Genomic DNA, 14,519 nt, shown 5'->3' with positions numbered 1-14,519 from the left:
GGTGAATGAAGTCCTAGTCTTCCTTTTCAATAGGTGCTAGACTGGCTAGAACTTTTTTCAGTCCCAAATCTGGGAAATTTATCTTCAATTCTTGATTGCTGCCAGTTCCTGACACTTCAAGTACCGTACCTCTCCCCCACTTCTTATGGATTGCAATATCACCAATGGACCAATTGGTTCCACCAGAGCTAGCTTTGCCAAAAGGTAAATCGCCTCCTAGATGGCGACTAGGCTGAACAGCAGCCTTACGACTTTGCAAAGCTTGAGACAGGCTCATCCCCTGACCAAACTGTGTTGCTCTGCCATTGACATAAGAAGCCTTGAAACTGGTATTGGCAGGACGTGCTAAACCTTGATAATCCAAGAGCTCACTGGAAATCTCGCGAATAAAGCGGCTAGGCTGATTGAAGCTACTGCGACCATAGAGCAAGCGGGAATTGGCATTGCAGAGATACAAAAGTTCCTCAGCCCGAGTAATCCCCACATAGGCTAGCCTGCGCTCTTCTTCCAAATCGGCTTCTTCGTCAGTAGCCCGAACCAGCGGAAAGACATTTTCTTCCATTCCGATAATAAAGACAACTGGGAACTCCAAACCTTTAGCAGCATGCAGCGTCATTAGAGTGACTTGACTTGCCTCACTTTCACCATCATCTGTATCCGCAATCAAAGCCAAATCATTGAGGAAACGACTGAGACGGTCCAAGCCTGTTTCGTCTTCTTCCTGCTCTTTTTCATCAAATGATTTCGTTACAGAAAGAAATTCCTGGATATTCTCAATACGGGCATTCGCCTCCAGAGTCGCCTGAATGGCAAGAGATTCCATGTAGCCAGTCTTAGCAAGGATAGCCTCCGTCAGGTCTGTCAAACTGAGGTGATCCAGTTGGTTACGCAAGTCGTAAAGCTGATTGGCCATCTCATTGACCGCAGTTGCCGCCTTACCTTTAATAGGGGAAAAGAGAAGCTCCTGCGAGGCTTCTAGCATGGACAGTTCTTGTATACTTGCAAAACTACGAATTTTTTCCAGTGTTCCAGGCCCTGCTCCTCGCTTGGGCTCATTGACAATCCGTTCAAAGGAGATGTTATCGGCAGGATTAGCGATAAGATTAAGATAGGAGATGACATCCCGAATTTCCTTACGGCTGTAAAATTTCGTTCCGCCCACCATAGTATAAGGAATATTGGACTTGAGTAGGGCTTCTTCAATTCCACGCGACTGGGCATTTGTTCGATACAGAACGGCAAAGTCCTTATACGACCGCCCTTTAGCAACTAACTGGGAAATTTGACTGGCTACGAAGATGGTTTCATCCCGCTCATCATTGGCCCGGTAGTAAACAATTTTTTCCCCTTCTTGATTTTGCGTCCAAAGTTTCTTTGGCCTACGATTGCGGTTGTTTTCAATGACTTCATTGGCTGCCTGCAAAACGCGCTTGGTTGAGCGGTAGTTTTCTTCCAACAAAACGACCTTTGCCTGCGGATAGTCTTTTTCAAAGTCTAGAATATTTTGCATATCCGCTCCACGCCATCCGTAGATAGATTGGTCCGCATCACCGACTACGCAGATATTTTTAAAACGGGAAGCCAATAATTTAACCAATTGATATTGGGCATGGTTGGTATCCTGATACTCATCCACATGGATATATTGATACCGCTGCTGATAATAGGTCAAAACATCTGGATGCTGATCAAATAAGCGAAGCGTTAGCATAATCAGATCGTCAAAATCAACAGCTTCTGACTGACGAAGTTCCTTTTGATATTCCTTGTAACACTTAGCGACTATCTGCGTATAAAGATCCGCAGCCTGGGTTTCATAGGCCAACTCATCAATCAGGTCATTCTTAGCATTGGAAATGGTGCCCAAAATCGTACGCTCGCTCCACTTCTTGAGATCCAAGTTTAGATTTTTCATGATTCGCTTCATCAAGGTGCGTTGCTCACCTGGATCTACAATGGTGAAATTTCGATTATAGCCGATATGGTCAGCATCACGCCGCAAAATTCGCACACACATAGAGTGGAAAGTCGCAATCAGACTATCCTGGGTGGCAGGATTAAGAGCAAATGCCCGCTCCTTCATCTCACGAGCTGCTTTATTGGTGAAGGTAATCGCCAAAATATTCCATGGATTGACATATTTTTCATCGATCAGATAAGCAATCCGGTGGGTCAGCACTCTCGTCTTTCCTGAGCCTGCTCCTGCCATAATCAAAAGCGGTCCTTCCGTTGTCTGCACCGCTTCTGCCTGTCTTTCATTCATTCCAGTTAATAGTGGATTCATTCTTCTCTTACTTTCTAGTAGTTTCGTATTTTTTATTATACCAAAAATTCAAGAAAAGCTCTTTCTTTAGAACATACAAAACCGAGATTGCTCTCAGTCTGTTTTCAGGCCAAAAGAAAAGGCCCATTGGACCTCTTCTCTCTTAGATAACCCCAAGCTTTTGAGTTTCTAGGCTTGGATTACAGCAGTTTCCCAAACTAGTTTAATCTTTTGCAGAAAGTGCTGCCATTGTGATGTAGTTGTATGGCTTGTTAAAGTGTGGCAAGAAGAGGATGTCAAGAAGTTGCAATTTCTCGATCGTTACACGCTCTTGAATAGCCAACGAGAACATGTGCATACCCATAGAAATATCTTCTTTAGAAGCCATTTGCGCACCGAGGATAACACGAGTATCTTTGTCGTAGACGATGCGGATTTTCACTTCGTGGTTGTCATGTTCCATGAATTCTGGTTTTTGAAGGTCTGAGAAGTCAGTTGCCACTGCATTGAAGCCAAAGCGTTTTGCTTTCTCAAGTGTCAAACCAGTTGAAACCATCTTAAGGTCATAGATAGAAATACCATTTGAACCTTGAACACCAGCAGTTTCAAGTTCTGTACCACATGCATTGTGAGCAGCAACAATAGCTGTACGAACAGCGTTAGAAGCAAGTGCGATGTAGTTCGTATCTTGAAGAGCGTTGTCGTAGATAGTTGCACAGTCACCGATTGCATAAACATCAGGGATGTTAGTCTCACCTTTTTTGTTTACAAGGAAAGCACCGTTGCGGAAGAGTTCAATCTTACCAGCGCCAAGTTCAGTGTTTGGACGGAAACCAACAGCCAAGATAACCATATCAACGTCAAATGTTTCTTTGTCAGTTACAAGACGCTCAACTTTGCCGTCACCTTCAACTGCTTGTACAGTTTGACCAAATGCCAATTTGATTCCATGCTCTTCCAAGTTTTTGTTCATCAAGTCAGTGAATTCTGGATCATAGTAACCACCGAGTGATGATTGAGCGATGTCTACCAAGATAACTTCCTTGTTCAAACGCTCAAACGCTTCAGCAAGTTCAACACCGATGTAACCAGCACCAACAACTGCTACACGTTTGATGTCTGGGTTGTTGAGCTTTTCAATTACTTCAGCAGAGTTTTGGTACAATTTAACAAATTGAAGGTTTTCAAGAGTCGCCTTGAATTCGCGTGAACCTTCTTGGATTTCAGCACCTTTGATTGGTGGCAAGATTGGTTGTGAACCAGTAGCCAAAATCAACTTGTCGTAGCTTTCAACGTGTTTTTCACCATTAACAATAGCTGTCACTTCTTTTTTGTCATAGTCGATAGATTCAACTGGAGATTCCATGTAAACTTTAGCGCCAGCTGCTTCCAATTTTTCTTTGTCTGAGTAGAAAAGACCTTCTGGACCAGAAATTTGTTTACCAATCCACAATGCCATACCACATCCCAAGAAAGAAATGTTGTTGTTTTGGTCGAAAACGACAACTTCGTTTTCTGCACCATAGTTGTTCAAGATTGTGTTGATTGCTGATGTACCAGCGTGGTTTGCACCTACAACAACGATTTTAGCCATATTGTAAAATCTCACTTTCAAATAATATATTTTTTTACAGACTCCATTATACACTACTTTTGATACCGATTACAAAAATAATGCTCAGAAAATCACAACAATTTTATAATGATAAAAAGGAGGGATTATTTCCCTTCCTTAAGCTGTTTTATATAGGTGTGATAAAGGTTCCTTTCCAGATGAACACCCGTACTTGCCACAACGTGACTGGCGACAAGATTGGCAAAATCCAAAGCCTGCTCTAATTCAAATCCAACATGTAAAGCAGCCAATAATCCGGCCACATGACTGTCCCCAGCCCCTACTGTATCCACTACCTGGCTGGCATAGGCAGGTAGGTCATACCAACTCCCATCATAAGCGATCACACCCTCGCCTCCCTTGGTCACAACCACTACATTTTGAGTTGTTGAAGATAATCTCAGTACTCCCTCTTCCACTTCTTCTGTCTGAGCCAAAGCCAAACATTCCATTTCATTCAAATGCAGGATTGGGCCTAGTGTAAGCAGCTTATCCAGTCTTTCTCTTGGAATCAGATTTCCTCTCGGGCCAGGACAAAAAACAATCTGTCCTTCCAGATGAGCAAGGGCCTCTACGAGTTCTTCTCCGGTAGCCTCTTCAACTTCTAAACCACAGACATAGATAAAATCAGTCGGTTCAATCTCTATCCCTTCAAGCCAGCTGGCATCAAAGCTATATTCCACGCCGTGCTCAGATAGGAAGGTACGCTCTCCATCTTCTTCAATGAAGCAGTAACAACATCCATTTGCCCCTGATAAATCAATCGTACTCGTCATACCTAGTTGTGACAGTTCCTGACGGACAAAATCTCCATAGAGGCCCTTTCCTACTGGTGATACAAACTGATAAGGCAAGCCTGTTTGATGTAGAAAATGAGCCACATTAAAAGCGCAGCCTCCCAATCTCATCTCCTGACGGCGGATATGTGTATCTCCTTCCCGACTCGGCAGGCGATCTACATACACAAATACATCACACACTGTCGACCCAATGACTACAATCTTAGACATAAATTCCTCTCTAGTACTGATGGACTACCAGTCTTCTCATCTTTGTTAGTTTTTCTGATTAAGACCAGTATAACATAGTTATTGGCTAGAAAAATGACAAAAACGCTAGAGCACATGGTCTAGCGTTGTGGAATCAAATTTGATTAGTTTCATTTTCCAGTGACAGTGCGAACACGCATGGTGTTTGTAGAACCTGCAACACCAACTGGCACACCTGCAACGATAACAATGTCATCACCAGGTTGAACAAGACCTTGCTCAAGAGCAACTTTTTCAGCCAATACGAACATGTCATCTGTTGAAGCTGGTTTTTCAGTAACCACTGGGATAACACCCCAGTTCAGCATCAATGATTTTTGTACTTTCTCAGTGAAGGTAACTGCCAAAATATCTGCATTTGGACGGTATTTAGAGATAGCACGAGCTGAGTAACCAGTTTCAGTGATTGTAACAACCAACTTGATGTTCATGGAGTGAGTTGCATCCTTAACCGCTGAAGCGACAACCTCTGTCTTAGAAGCACGGTTGAACTTATCTGAGTTCAAGCGACCGTACTCTTCAAGGAGAGTTTGAGCGTTTTTAGCGATTGTTGCCATTGCACGAACAGACTCAACTGGGTACTTACCGTTTGCAGACTCACCAGAAAGCATCGTTGCATCTGTACCGTCGATAACCGCGTTGAAGACGTCAGATACTTCTGAACGTGTTGCACGAGGCTTATCTGTCATGGTTTCAAGCATGTTGGTCGCAGTGATAACAGCCTTACCAGCAGCGTTCACTTTTGTAATGATGATCTTTTGATAAACTGGAACCATTTCAAACGGAACTTCAATACCCATATCACCACGGGCAATCATGATACCGTCTGATGCTTCGATAATTTCATCCAAGTTATCGATACCTTGTTGGTTTTCAATCTTCGCAAACAATTGAACGTGTTCGTTACCTGTTTCTTTACAGATAGCGCGTACTTCTTCTACGTCTTTTGCTGTACGAACAAATGAAATCGCGATGTAGTTCAAGCCTTGTTCCAAACCAAAACGAATATCTGCGTTATCACGTTCAGCAAGCGCTGGGAAAGGAATCTTGGTGTTTGGAATGTTTACACCTTTTTGTTTTGCAATGATACCATCATTTTCAATTTCTACTTCAAATTCACGAGTAGCTGCATCTTTGCCAACAACAGTCAAACCAAGTTTACCGTCGTCGATGAGGATTGTTTGACCAAGAGCCACATCGTCAAAAATGTCCAAACCACCTGCAACGTTCAAGGCAATCACTTCTTTTGTTGATTCTACGCCTTGTTTAGTTGCTACGCGAAGTTTGTCGCCTGTTTTATAGGCATATTCTTTCGCTCCGTCTGCGAACAATTCTGTACGCATTTCAGGACCTTTGGTATCAAGCAAGAAACCAACTTTTTGACCGGCAATTTCTTCTGCACGGCGAACAGTAGCCATACGTTCGCCTTGCTCTTGGTGGTCGCCGTGTGAGAAGTTGAAACGGAAGACATTAGCACCTTCTTTGATCAACTGAGCGATTTTCTGAGCAGATGCTTCAACATCTAGTTTTTCACCCCAATAACCGTCATCACCAAATTTTTTACCGCCACGGATTTCGACAGCTGGACCAAGTGTAGCAACGATTTTAACACGTTTATTCATGATTAGATAAAAGCTCCTTTTATAAATTATGATCTTATGATCACATTAACAATAATAAATAGACTAGAACGAAATTTCTCTGTTCAATGTAGCAAGGTTCAAGTCAGCCTTGTGTGGATTGTTGACAATAATCTTGCCTTCTGGAGAAAGACTAAACAAAGCACCTTCTTCAGCCGTTCCGAGGATTGGATTTTCAACCATTTCTTCGTTACGGATACCAACAGCAAGTCCACCACGGCCTTCTTTGAGCAATTTAACAGCGTGGGCACCCATACGCGATGCTAAAACGCGGTCGCGCGCAGTTGGTGAACCACCACGTTGGATGTGACCGAGTTCGGTTACACGCAAGTCGCTCAAATCTCCAGCAGCTTTCAATTCTTTAGCAAATTGAGTCACTGGCATCACGCCTTCTGCAAGAACGATGATGCTGTGTTTTTTACCAGTATCATAACCTTGTTTGATTCTAGCAACGATTTCTTTGATGTCAAAGTCTTCTTCTGGAACAACAATGACATCTGCACCTGCTGCGATACCTGCCCAGAGAGCAATATCACCTGCATGACGGCCCATTACTTCAACAACGAAGGTACGGCGGTGACTGGATGATGTATCACGAATTTTATCAATCGCATCCATAGCTGTTGTCACGGCTGTATCAAAACCAATGGTAAAGTCTGTGCCAACAATATCGTTGTCGATTGTTCCAGGAACGCCGACAGCTGGGAAGCCATGTTCTGTCAAACGCATCGCACCATGGTAAGAGCCGTCACCACCGATAACAACAACACCTTCAATGCCATGCTTTTTCAGCTGCTCAATCCCTTTTAATTGACCCTCAAGCTGGGCAAACTCTGGATAACGAGCTGAACCAAGGAAGGTACCTCCGCGAGAAATAATATCGCCTACAGAGCGGATGGTCAATGGAGCGATTTTTCCAGCTACCATACCTGCGTAGCCTTCACTGATTCCATAAACTTCCATGCCTTCTGAAATTGCTTGGCGAACAACTGCACGAATTGCAGCATTCATACCAGGGGCATCGCCACCACTGGTTAAAACACCAATACGCTTCATTTGTTAATGCTCCTTTATATTTTCATATTAACTGCCCTATTATATCACACTTGGGCTAAACATGCTTGTATTTTTACAAAAAATTACCGAAAAACCGTTTTCATAACAAACTCTTGCAGTTCTTCTACCATGAGCGGGGATTCTTGAACCAAAAATTGCTTTGCTTGAACCGTTCGATTGCTGTCTTGATAGTGAAGAACGACCGGAATTGTTCCTCGATAACGCTCCAAGATTCGGACGATGGCTTTGTCGTGTTGATTATTCTCCAGAAGAAGCCAGCATTTCTTCTGACTGGTCGGCTCAATAGACTCTGCCACAAACTGAACGTGTCCGTCACGCTCCTGAGCCTTCCCTGTCAAATAGAAAATCCCTGACTCTTCTAGTAAGTAAGCATACTTCTTATAGGTGGCCGGAAAGAGAGTCACATCTAGCTTCCGTTTGGTATCTGTTACCTGTAAAAAAGCCATCTGCTCCCCCGTTTTCTTGGTCCGAATCACACGAATGGTCTGAATTTGTACCAGCAAGGTAACCTGGTTGCCGGCCACCAAATCAGCTAAATCAGTTACCGTTCGCTTGGACTCTTGACTGATTTTCACCAGCGGATGTGGACTAATGCCAATGCCGATTAGATGTTGCTCTAGCTGGTATTTCTCGCTGTCAGTATAATCTTCAGCATCTGTCCAGCTATACGTTTCTTCCGCAAAGAATGAGCCAAAGGCATCCGCAAAGACAAAGAGATTCTCTAAGTTGTCAATAATTTTACGACGGTTAGCTTCAAAATCGTCAAAAAGCCCTAGTTGAACCAGTGGAATCAGCAGCTCTTTTTTCTTATAAGTTTCCGGAAGGCGCAATACAAAATCTTCAACTCCCTTGAAAGGCCGATTTTCCAATATCCAAAAAGCCAATTCTCTAGGCAAGCCCTTGATATTTTTTAAGCCCATGTAGATACGATTGTGGTCAAATCGATCATGGTAAGGGATATTATTGACTGTCAGACGAGCTAGCTGAAAGTCAAATTGCAGGGCATCTGTAATGTAGTCTGCACTGGAATAATTGAGCATGACATCGAAGAAGACATCTGGATAGTGGGTCTTGAAATAAGCCAACTGGAAGGCTAGAGCTGAGTAAGCATAGGCGTGACTACGGTTGAAGCCGTATCCTGCAAACTTGGCCATCATAGCAAAAATGTCCTTGGCTTTTTCAAGAGAATGTCCTTTCTCCGTGGCGCCTGCCAGAAAGGCAGTTTCCATACCCTGCATCTCTTGAGCATTCTTTTTGGACATTGCCCTGCGGAGCAAGTCGGCTTTTCCAAGAGTAAAGCCTGCATAACGCTGGGCAATCTGCATCACTTGTTCCTGATAGAGCATGATTCCATAAGTGGGCTGCAAGATGTCTGCGATAGAGTCCTCTAGTAAGTCAATTGTTTCTTGTCCGTGCTTGCGTTTAACAAAATTATCAGAGTAGTCACTAGCTCCTGGCCGATTCAAACTAGTGGTTGCAACGATGTCCTCAAATCGAGTTGGTTTGACCCGTTTCAACAGACTGATCGCTCCTGGTTGCTCGAACTGGAAGATGCCTTTGGTTTGACCAGCAGCAAATAGCTGTAAGGTGGCGGCATCTTCCAAGTCAATGGCTGCAATATCCACTTTTTTCTGGTATTTTTCCAGAACTCCTTCTGCCATTTTCTGGACGAAGGTCAAATTTCGCAAGCCTAAAAAGTCCATCTTTAACAAACCATTGGCTTCGACCGCAGGTGCATCATACTGAGTAATCAGCATATCTTCACCAGCCTTGAGCGGAATCGTATCCGTCAACTCCTCATCACTCATCACGACACCTGCTGCATGAATAGAGGTCTGCCGCGGTTGACCTTCGATTTGCTTCGCTATTTCAAAGGCCTTCTGGTATTCAATTTTGCTGTTAATGAGCTGCCGAAAGGAAGCATTTTTTTCATAAGCCGACTGCAGGCTATCCTTAAAGGAAATCTTCTTGGTAATGTTTGTCAGCTCGTACTCAGGTGTTCCAAAGCGCTTAAATACATCTCGAATCGCCTGCTTGGCACCGAAGGTAGAATAGGTGACAATTTGGGCGGCGTGTGTGCTTCCGTAGCGGTCACGGACATAGCGGATAAAATCTCCTCTATGAATATCTGGAATATCAATATCAATATCCGGCATGCTGTAACGCTCCAGATTTAAAAACCGTTCAAAAAGCAGGTTGTGCCGGACAGGGTCTATTCCTGTAATGTCCAAAACGTAAGACACTAAACTGCCTACCGCCGAACCGCGCCCCATCCCCATATAATAGCCCTGGCTGCGACCAAAGCGTAATAAGTCCCAGACGATTAAGAAATAATCATCAAAGCCCATCTGGTGGATAACTGCTAATTCCTCTTGCAAGCGCTCTTGATAGTTCTCGCCTGTCAGTCCTTTTGCTACTAACCCAGCTTGAGCCCTTTCAGACAATTCTTCTACCGCAGGACGTTCTCGATTAAAGCGTGGCAATTTTAAACTGGTATCCATCTGATAAGTAATAGGAGCCACAAGCTCTTTCAAATTCACTACCGCCTGAGGAAACTTATCATGAAACCTTGCTTCCAATTCTTGAGCGGATAGGAGCTGTTCTTGACGAATCAAATGGTTGACCTGATTGAGCTGAACATTATCACGAATGGCATGGAGAACCTGCAGGGTTTCCACCTGCTTCTCATCAAAATAACGGACAGTATGGAGGGGCAAGATGGGGTTCTTGCTCTCAAACAGCGGACTATCCTCACGCACTCCAATATAGTAGTCCACACCAAGATTGTAATTCTCCACTCCTTCTGCATAGGGAAGAACGATGGCGACATCTTTCAGAAATTGGCGAATATCTTCAAAATCCTGGTGCCCGGTCATCTTGGCTGTTGAAATTTTCATCAGGTTCCGATTGCCATTGCTGCTGAGTGCGATAAATTGCATCAAAACCGGATCTTGATCCGCTGCCAAACTCCATTCTATCTCACAGCCTATAATCGGTTGGATTCCCTTTTTCTGACAGGCCTGAATAAAACCATAGGCAGCATAGAGATTGTTTCGATCCATGATACCGAGATGGCTATATCCCAAGGCCTTAGCCTTCTCTACATACTTTTCAATCGTTACCATGCTATCCAAAAAGGTATAGACGGTTTTGGTATCCAATTGTGCTAGCATGGCGCTCTCCTTTAACTCTTTTCTATCTATTATACCCTAAAATTTGAGAATGGTATAGATAGACTTCCTTTAGCTCTAGTAAATTTCCTGATTATTTTTCAGCAAAATGCTTGCCAACTGGAGTATATTATTGTACTATGTATATAGAACAATAAAACAATTAGCTAGAAAGGAAGATGATACATGGCTTGGAAATTTGATAACAATGTTCCGATTTACATTCAAATCAGTAATACCATTAAATTACAGATTGTGACCAACCAACTGAAATCAGGGGATAAACTTCCGACTATTCGCGATTTGGCGGAAACGGCCGGAGTCAATCCCAACACCGTTCAACGGGCCTTATCTGATCTCGAAACGGAAGGATTTGTTTACTCCGTGCGGACTACCGGACGCTTCGTAACAGATAACCACGAATTGATTCGTAAGACTCGACTCCAACTGGCCCAGGAAGAATTGGAGAATTTTGTCAACAATATGTTGGACTTGGGCTTTACTCAGGACGAGCTGGTTCAACAACTGGATGCGTATTTGAAAGGAGACTTCCATGAATAGACACTTAACCCTTGTTGAGTTGCAGCAGGTATCCAAATCTTATGGCGGTGCTGTTGCCTTGAACAATGTCAATCTGAAACTATCTGCGGGTAGAATCATCGGCCTTCTTGGACCAAACGGTTCTGGGAAAACCACCCTGATTAAACTGATTAACGGACTTCTTCAGCCAGAATATGGACAAATTCTGATAAACGGCCGCACACCTTCTCCGGAAACCAAACAAATTGTTTCCTATCTTCCAGACACCACCTACTTGGATGAGAATATGAAGGTTTCGGATGCCATCGCCTTTTTCAAAGACTTCTATGCGGACTTTGACCAAGAACGAGCCCTCCATTTGCTTCAGGATTTACGTATTGACCTGCAAAGTCGTATGAGACACCTATCAAAAGGTAACAAAGAAAAGGTGCAGTTGATTTTGGTAATGAGCCGCCAGGCCCAGCTTTATGTTCTTGACGAACCAATCGGCGGAGTAGACCCAGCAGCCCGGGATTACATCTTAAAAACCATCATCAACAACTACTCTCCAACTGCTTCTGTCATTATCTCAACCCATCTCATCTCAGATGTGGAACAAATCCTTGATGAAGTGATTTTCCTTCAATACGGTAGCGTTGTCCGCCAAGGAAATGTGGATGACCTGCGCATCGAAAGCGGCGAATCCATTGACGAACTCTTCCGTCGTGATTTCAAGGCCTAAGAAGAGAAAGGAGAAAATATGTTTACGAAATTATTGAAATACGAGTTTAAATCTCTCGGAAAATGGTATATCAGTCTGTACGGAGCCGCCTTGGTACTGGCTACGGTGATTGGTTTTTGGATTCAGACCTTAATGATGCGCTCACCAGAAAGAGGCTATTCATTTAGTAGCGAAGTGGAAACTGCTGAAGGATTCTTCTTTGGTATCATCATCTTTGCCTTTGCTCTCTTAATTGGAGGACTCATTATCTCAACCTTCCTCTTAATCATCAATCGCTTTAGGAAAAATATCTATGGCCGTCAGGGTTACCTAACCATGACCCTACCAGTTAGTAGCCATCAGCTAATCCTCAGTAAATTTACCGCAGCTATGATCTGGCTTCTACTGGCCATCCTAACAGCTGGCCTCTGTGCTTTGATTACTCTCAGCATTCCAGCACTTCCATATCTATCTCAAGCATTTAAAGGCTTCTATTACTATGCTGCCTATTTTGACTTTGGTATTTTGGTACAGTCTATCCTGGCACTTTTCCTAGCAATAGCTGAAGGAATTTTGTTGATTTACTTCTCCATCTCCTTGGGGCAATTGTTCCACGACCACCGTACGTTAATGGCTGTTCTCTTCTACTTTGGTATTAGCTTTATGGCTGGTATCATCGCCACCTTCTTCCAATTGAATCAGTTCAGTGCCACCTACGTACCATTCTTACCGCATCCGATTACGATGGTATTTAGTTTCATTTTATCGATAGGCTACTACTTTGGAACTCATTACATCATGACAAAGCGGCTCAATCTTCAATAAAAAGAAAAAAGAGCTCTATCTCTTCAGGTTACTCTCCTTGAAGTTATAGAGCTTTTCTATATTAAGAATGATAGGCCAACTGTAAAGCCGTCAGAAGCGCTTGTTTTTCTTCTTGACTGGCAAAACTTGCATGAATAGCCTGTTGGTTGAAACGATAAAAATCATCCCTGCTGGTTCCAAAATATTGGACAAAAAGACCGTACTCCTTGGTTAGATTGGTATCTGATACCGTCCGATTGTCTGTGTTAATGGTTATCTTGGCTCCGGCATCATACAATTCCTGATAGGGAAAATCTGCTAAACTCTTAGCAGCACCCGTTTGGAGATTACTAGTCAAACACATCTCGACAGTCGCTCCTTGCTCAACAAACCTTGCAATGGCATCCGCTTGCCCGCTGAGAGCTGTGGCATGACCAATCCGCTTGATTCCAAGCGCTAAGGCCTGACAAATATTGGTGACACAACCACATTCTCCGGCATGAAAGGTCAATGGCAAACCTAATTGTTTGGTTTTTTGAATGGTTTCAAGCAGATTCTTTGTTGGATAGTCTGCCTCGTTTCCGGCAAAATCAAATCCAACCAAGCCTCTCTCAGATAACACTGCTACCTTTTGGAAAATCTCTTGGGTCATATCTGCCGGACTCTGTTTAAGGCCACAGACCAAGACCTTAGCAACGATGCCAAAATCCTTTCTTGCTGCTTCCAAACCATCAAGAACTGCTTCAAGGGTTTCCAAGGCTGTCAATCCCTGATCCATGGACAATTCCGGTGCATAACGAATCTCAATGTATAAAACATTTTCTGCAGCCGCCTGACTAGCAACATCATAAGCCGCCAACTGCAAGGCTTCCTTGGTTTGTAGAAGGGGACGGATAACATCGAAAACCTTGAGATAGTCTATCAGCGACTCTGTTCTGGCAGGAGCTGTTACCAAGTCTTTCAACTCCGTGTCATTCTCAGGCAGAGCAAGGTCTGCCATCTCCGCCAATCGGCGGATTGTTGCTAGCGATAAGGAACCATCTAAATGGCAATGCAGCTCTGCCTTGGCCAACTGTTGCAAGTCTATTTGCTTCACTGAAATTCTCCTTTACTTCTAGGTATATTGTTATCTATCATAGCACAATCCCTAGGAATTTCAAGTTTTTCTGCACAAAAAAACAGTGCCAAGCACTGCTTCTCTCTGACGGAAGACATGGGATTCGAACCCACGCACGCTGTTACACGCCTACCGCGTTTCCAACACGGCCTCTTAAGCCTCTTGAGTAATCTTCCATATTGAATATGATGGAGCCGGTGGGAGTCGAACCCACGTCCAAACACCTGCTAACTTATTCGTCTACAACCATAGGTTATGTCTTGATTTAACCAGTTGCCGGCACATAACTCAAGCCGACAGCAGGCGAGTCAGTTTATCTCTTTTAGAACAGCCTGACTCAGTTCTAACGTAGCTCGCTAAATTAAGACCAATCAACAAACGCAAGCAATCTGTGACCAGTCACGCAGGCAGGTTATTAAGCTGCTAATGCGTAAGTGTTTGTATTTTTTGCAGTTATATTTAAACTGAGCGGTTACGCCGCCATTCGGGTTGCAGAACAAGCCTCATAATGCCTGTCGAATCCGTAACGACCCCTCATAGGATA

10 protein-coding genes, 1 tRNA gene and 1 other RNA gene are annotated in these 14,519 nt (G+C 43.6%); 3 read left to right on the top strand and 9 right to left on the bottom strand.

The window, feature by feature from the left end; all coding sequences use genetic code 11:
* Positions 1–13: 13 nt before the first annotated feature.
* From pcrA to INT76_RS00845, 6 genes are all read right to left on the bottom strand, one after another.
* Complete coding sequence (pcrA, locus tag INT76_RS00870; protein WP_212571162.1) at positions 14–2,284, bottom strand: DNA helicase PcrA; 2,271 nt, start codon at positions 2,282–2,284, stop codon at positions 14–16.
* A 202-nt stretch (positions 2,285–2,486) separates the two neighbouring features.
* Complete coding sequence (gene nox, locus INT76_RS00865) at positions 2,487–3,857, bottom strand: H2O-forming NADH oxidase (protein WP_212571155.1); 1,371 nt, start codon at positions 3,855–3,857, stop codon at positions 2,487–2,489.
* A gap of 125 nt (positions 3,858–3,982) precedes the next feature.
* A complete protein-coding gene (locus tag INT76_RS00860; RefSeq protein ID WP_212571152.1) occupies positions 3,983–4,888 on the bottom strand; it encodes a carbohydrate kinase family protein in 906 nt (301 codons plus the stop codon).
* 149 nt (positions 4,889–5,037) lie between these two features.
* Positions 5,038–6,549: a pyruvate kinase gene (gene pyk / locus INT76_RS00855; RefSeq protein ID WP_212571149.1), complete on the bottom strand. Its 1,512-nt coding sequence runs from the start codon at positions 6,547–6,549 to the stop codon at positions 5,038–5,040.
* A gap of 63 nt (positions 6,550–6,612) precedes the next feature.
* The gene (gene pfkA, locus INT76_RS00850) at positions 6,613–7,623 is read right to left on the bottom strand and encodes a 6-phosphofructokinase (RefSeq protein WP_212571147.1); all 1,011 of its coding nucleotides are present in this window, start codon (positions 7,621–7,623) and stop codon (positions 6,613–6,615) included.
* An 83-nt stretch (positions 7,624–7,706) separates the two neighbouring features.
* Positions 7,707–10,817, bottom strand: a complete 3,111-nt coding sequence (locus INT76_RS00845) for a DNA polymerase III subunit alpha (RefSeq protein WP_212571145.1) — start codon at positions 10,815–10,817, stop codon at positions 7,707–7,709.
* A 183-nt stretch (positions 10,818–11,000) separates the two neighbouring features.
* Between INT76_RS00845 and INT76_RS00840 the strand changes: the two genes are divergently transcribed.
* Genes INT76_RS00840 through INT76_RS00830 form a run of 3 tightly spaced genes read left to right on the top strand, consistent with a single transcriptional unit; the run spans position 11,001 to position 12,879 of the window.
* Positions 11,001–11,375 carry a GntR family transcriptional regulator gene (locus INT76_RS00840; protein WP_212571143.1) on the top strand — a complete coding sequence of 125 codons (375 nt, stop codon included), beginning with the start codon at positions 11,001–11,003 and terminating at the stop codon, positions 11,373–11,375.
* Positions 11,368–12,075: an ABC transporter ATP-binding protein gene (locus INT76_RS00835; RefSeq protein ID WP_212571141.1), complete on the top strand. Its 708-nt coding sequence runs from the start codon at positions 11,368–11,370 to the stop codon at positions 12,073–12,075. Before INT76_RS00840 ends, INT76_RS00835 begins: the two co-directional genes overlap by 8 nt.
* An 18-nt stretch (positions 12,076–12,093) precedes the next feature.
* Positions 12,094–12,879 carry a hypothetical protein gene (locus INT76_RS00830; RefSeq protein ID WP_212571139.1) on the top strand — a complete coding sequence of 262 codons (786 nt, stop codon included), beginning with the start codon at positions 12,094–12,096 and terminating at the stop codon, positions 12,877–12,879.
* Between the two features lie 61 nt (positions 12,880–12,940).
* Here the strand turns inward: INT76_RS00830 and add are convergent, their stop codons facing one another.
* The 3 genes from add to ssrA all read right to left on the bottom strand — a co-directional run bounded on the left by add (position 12,941) and on the right by ssrA (position 14,509).
* Positions 12,941–13,954 (bottom strand): adenosine deaminase, encoded by a 1,014-nt coding sequence (add, locus tag INT76_RS00825; RefSeq protein WP_212571137.1) that lies wholly within the window; start codon positions 13,952–13,954, stop codon positions 12,941–12,943.
* Positions 13,955–14,063: 109 nt separating this feature from the next.
* Positions 14,064–14,151: transfer RNA gene (locus tag INT76_RS00820), tRNA-Ser, on the bottom strand.
* A gap of 10 nt (positions 14,152–14,161) precedes the next feature.
* Positions 14,162–14,509: a transfer-messenger RNA gene (gene ssrA, locus INT76_RS00815) on the bottom strand.
* Between the last annotated feature and the right edge of the window lie 10 nt (positions 14,510–14,519).

Origin of the sequence: Streptococcus oriscaviae (assembly GCF_018137985.1) — a bacterium.
Lineage (GTDB): Bacteria > Bacillota > Bacilli > Lactobacillales > Streptococcaceae > Streptococcus > Streptococcus oriscaviae.
Note: the sequence above shows the minus strand (reverse complement) of the source record. Positions and strands in the feature narration are given on the sequence as shown.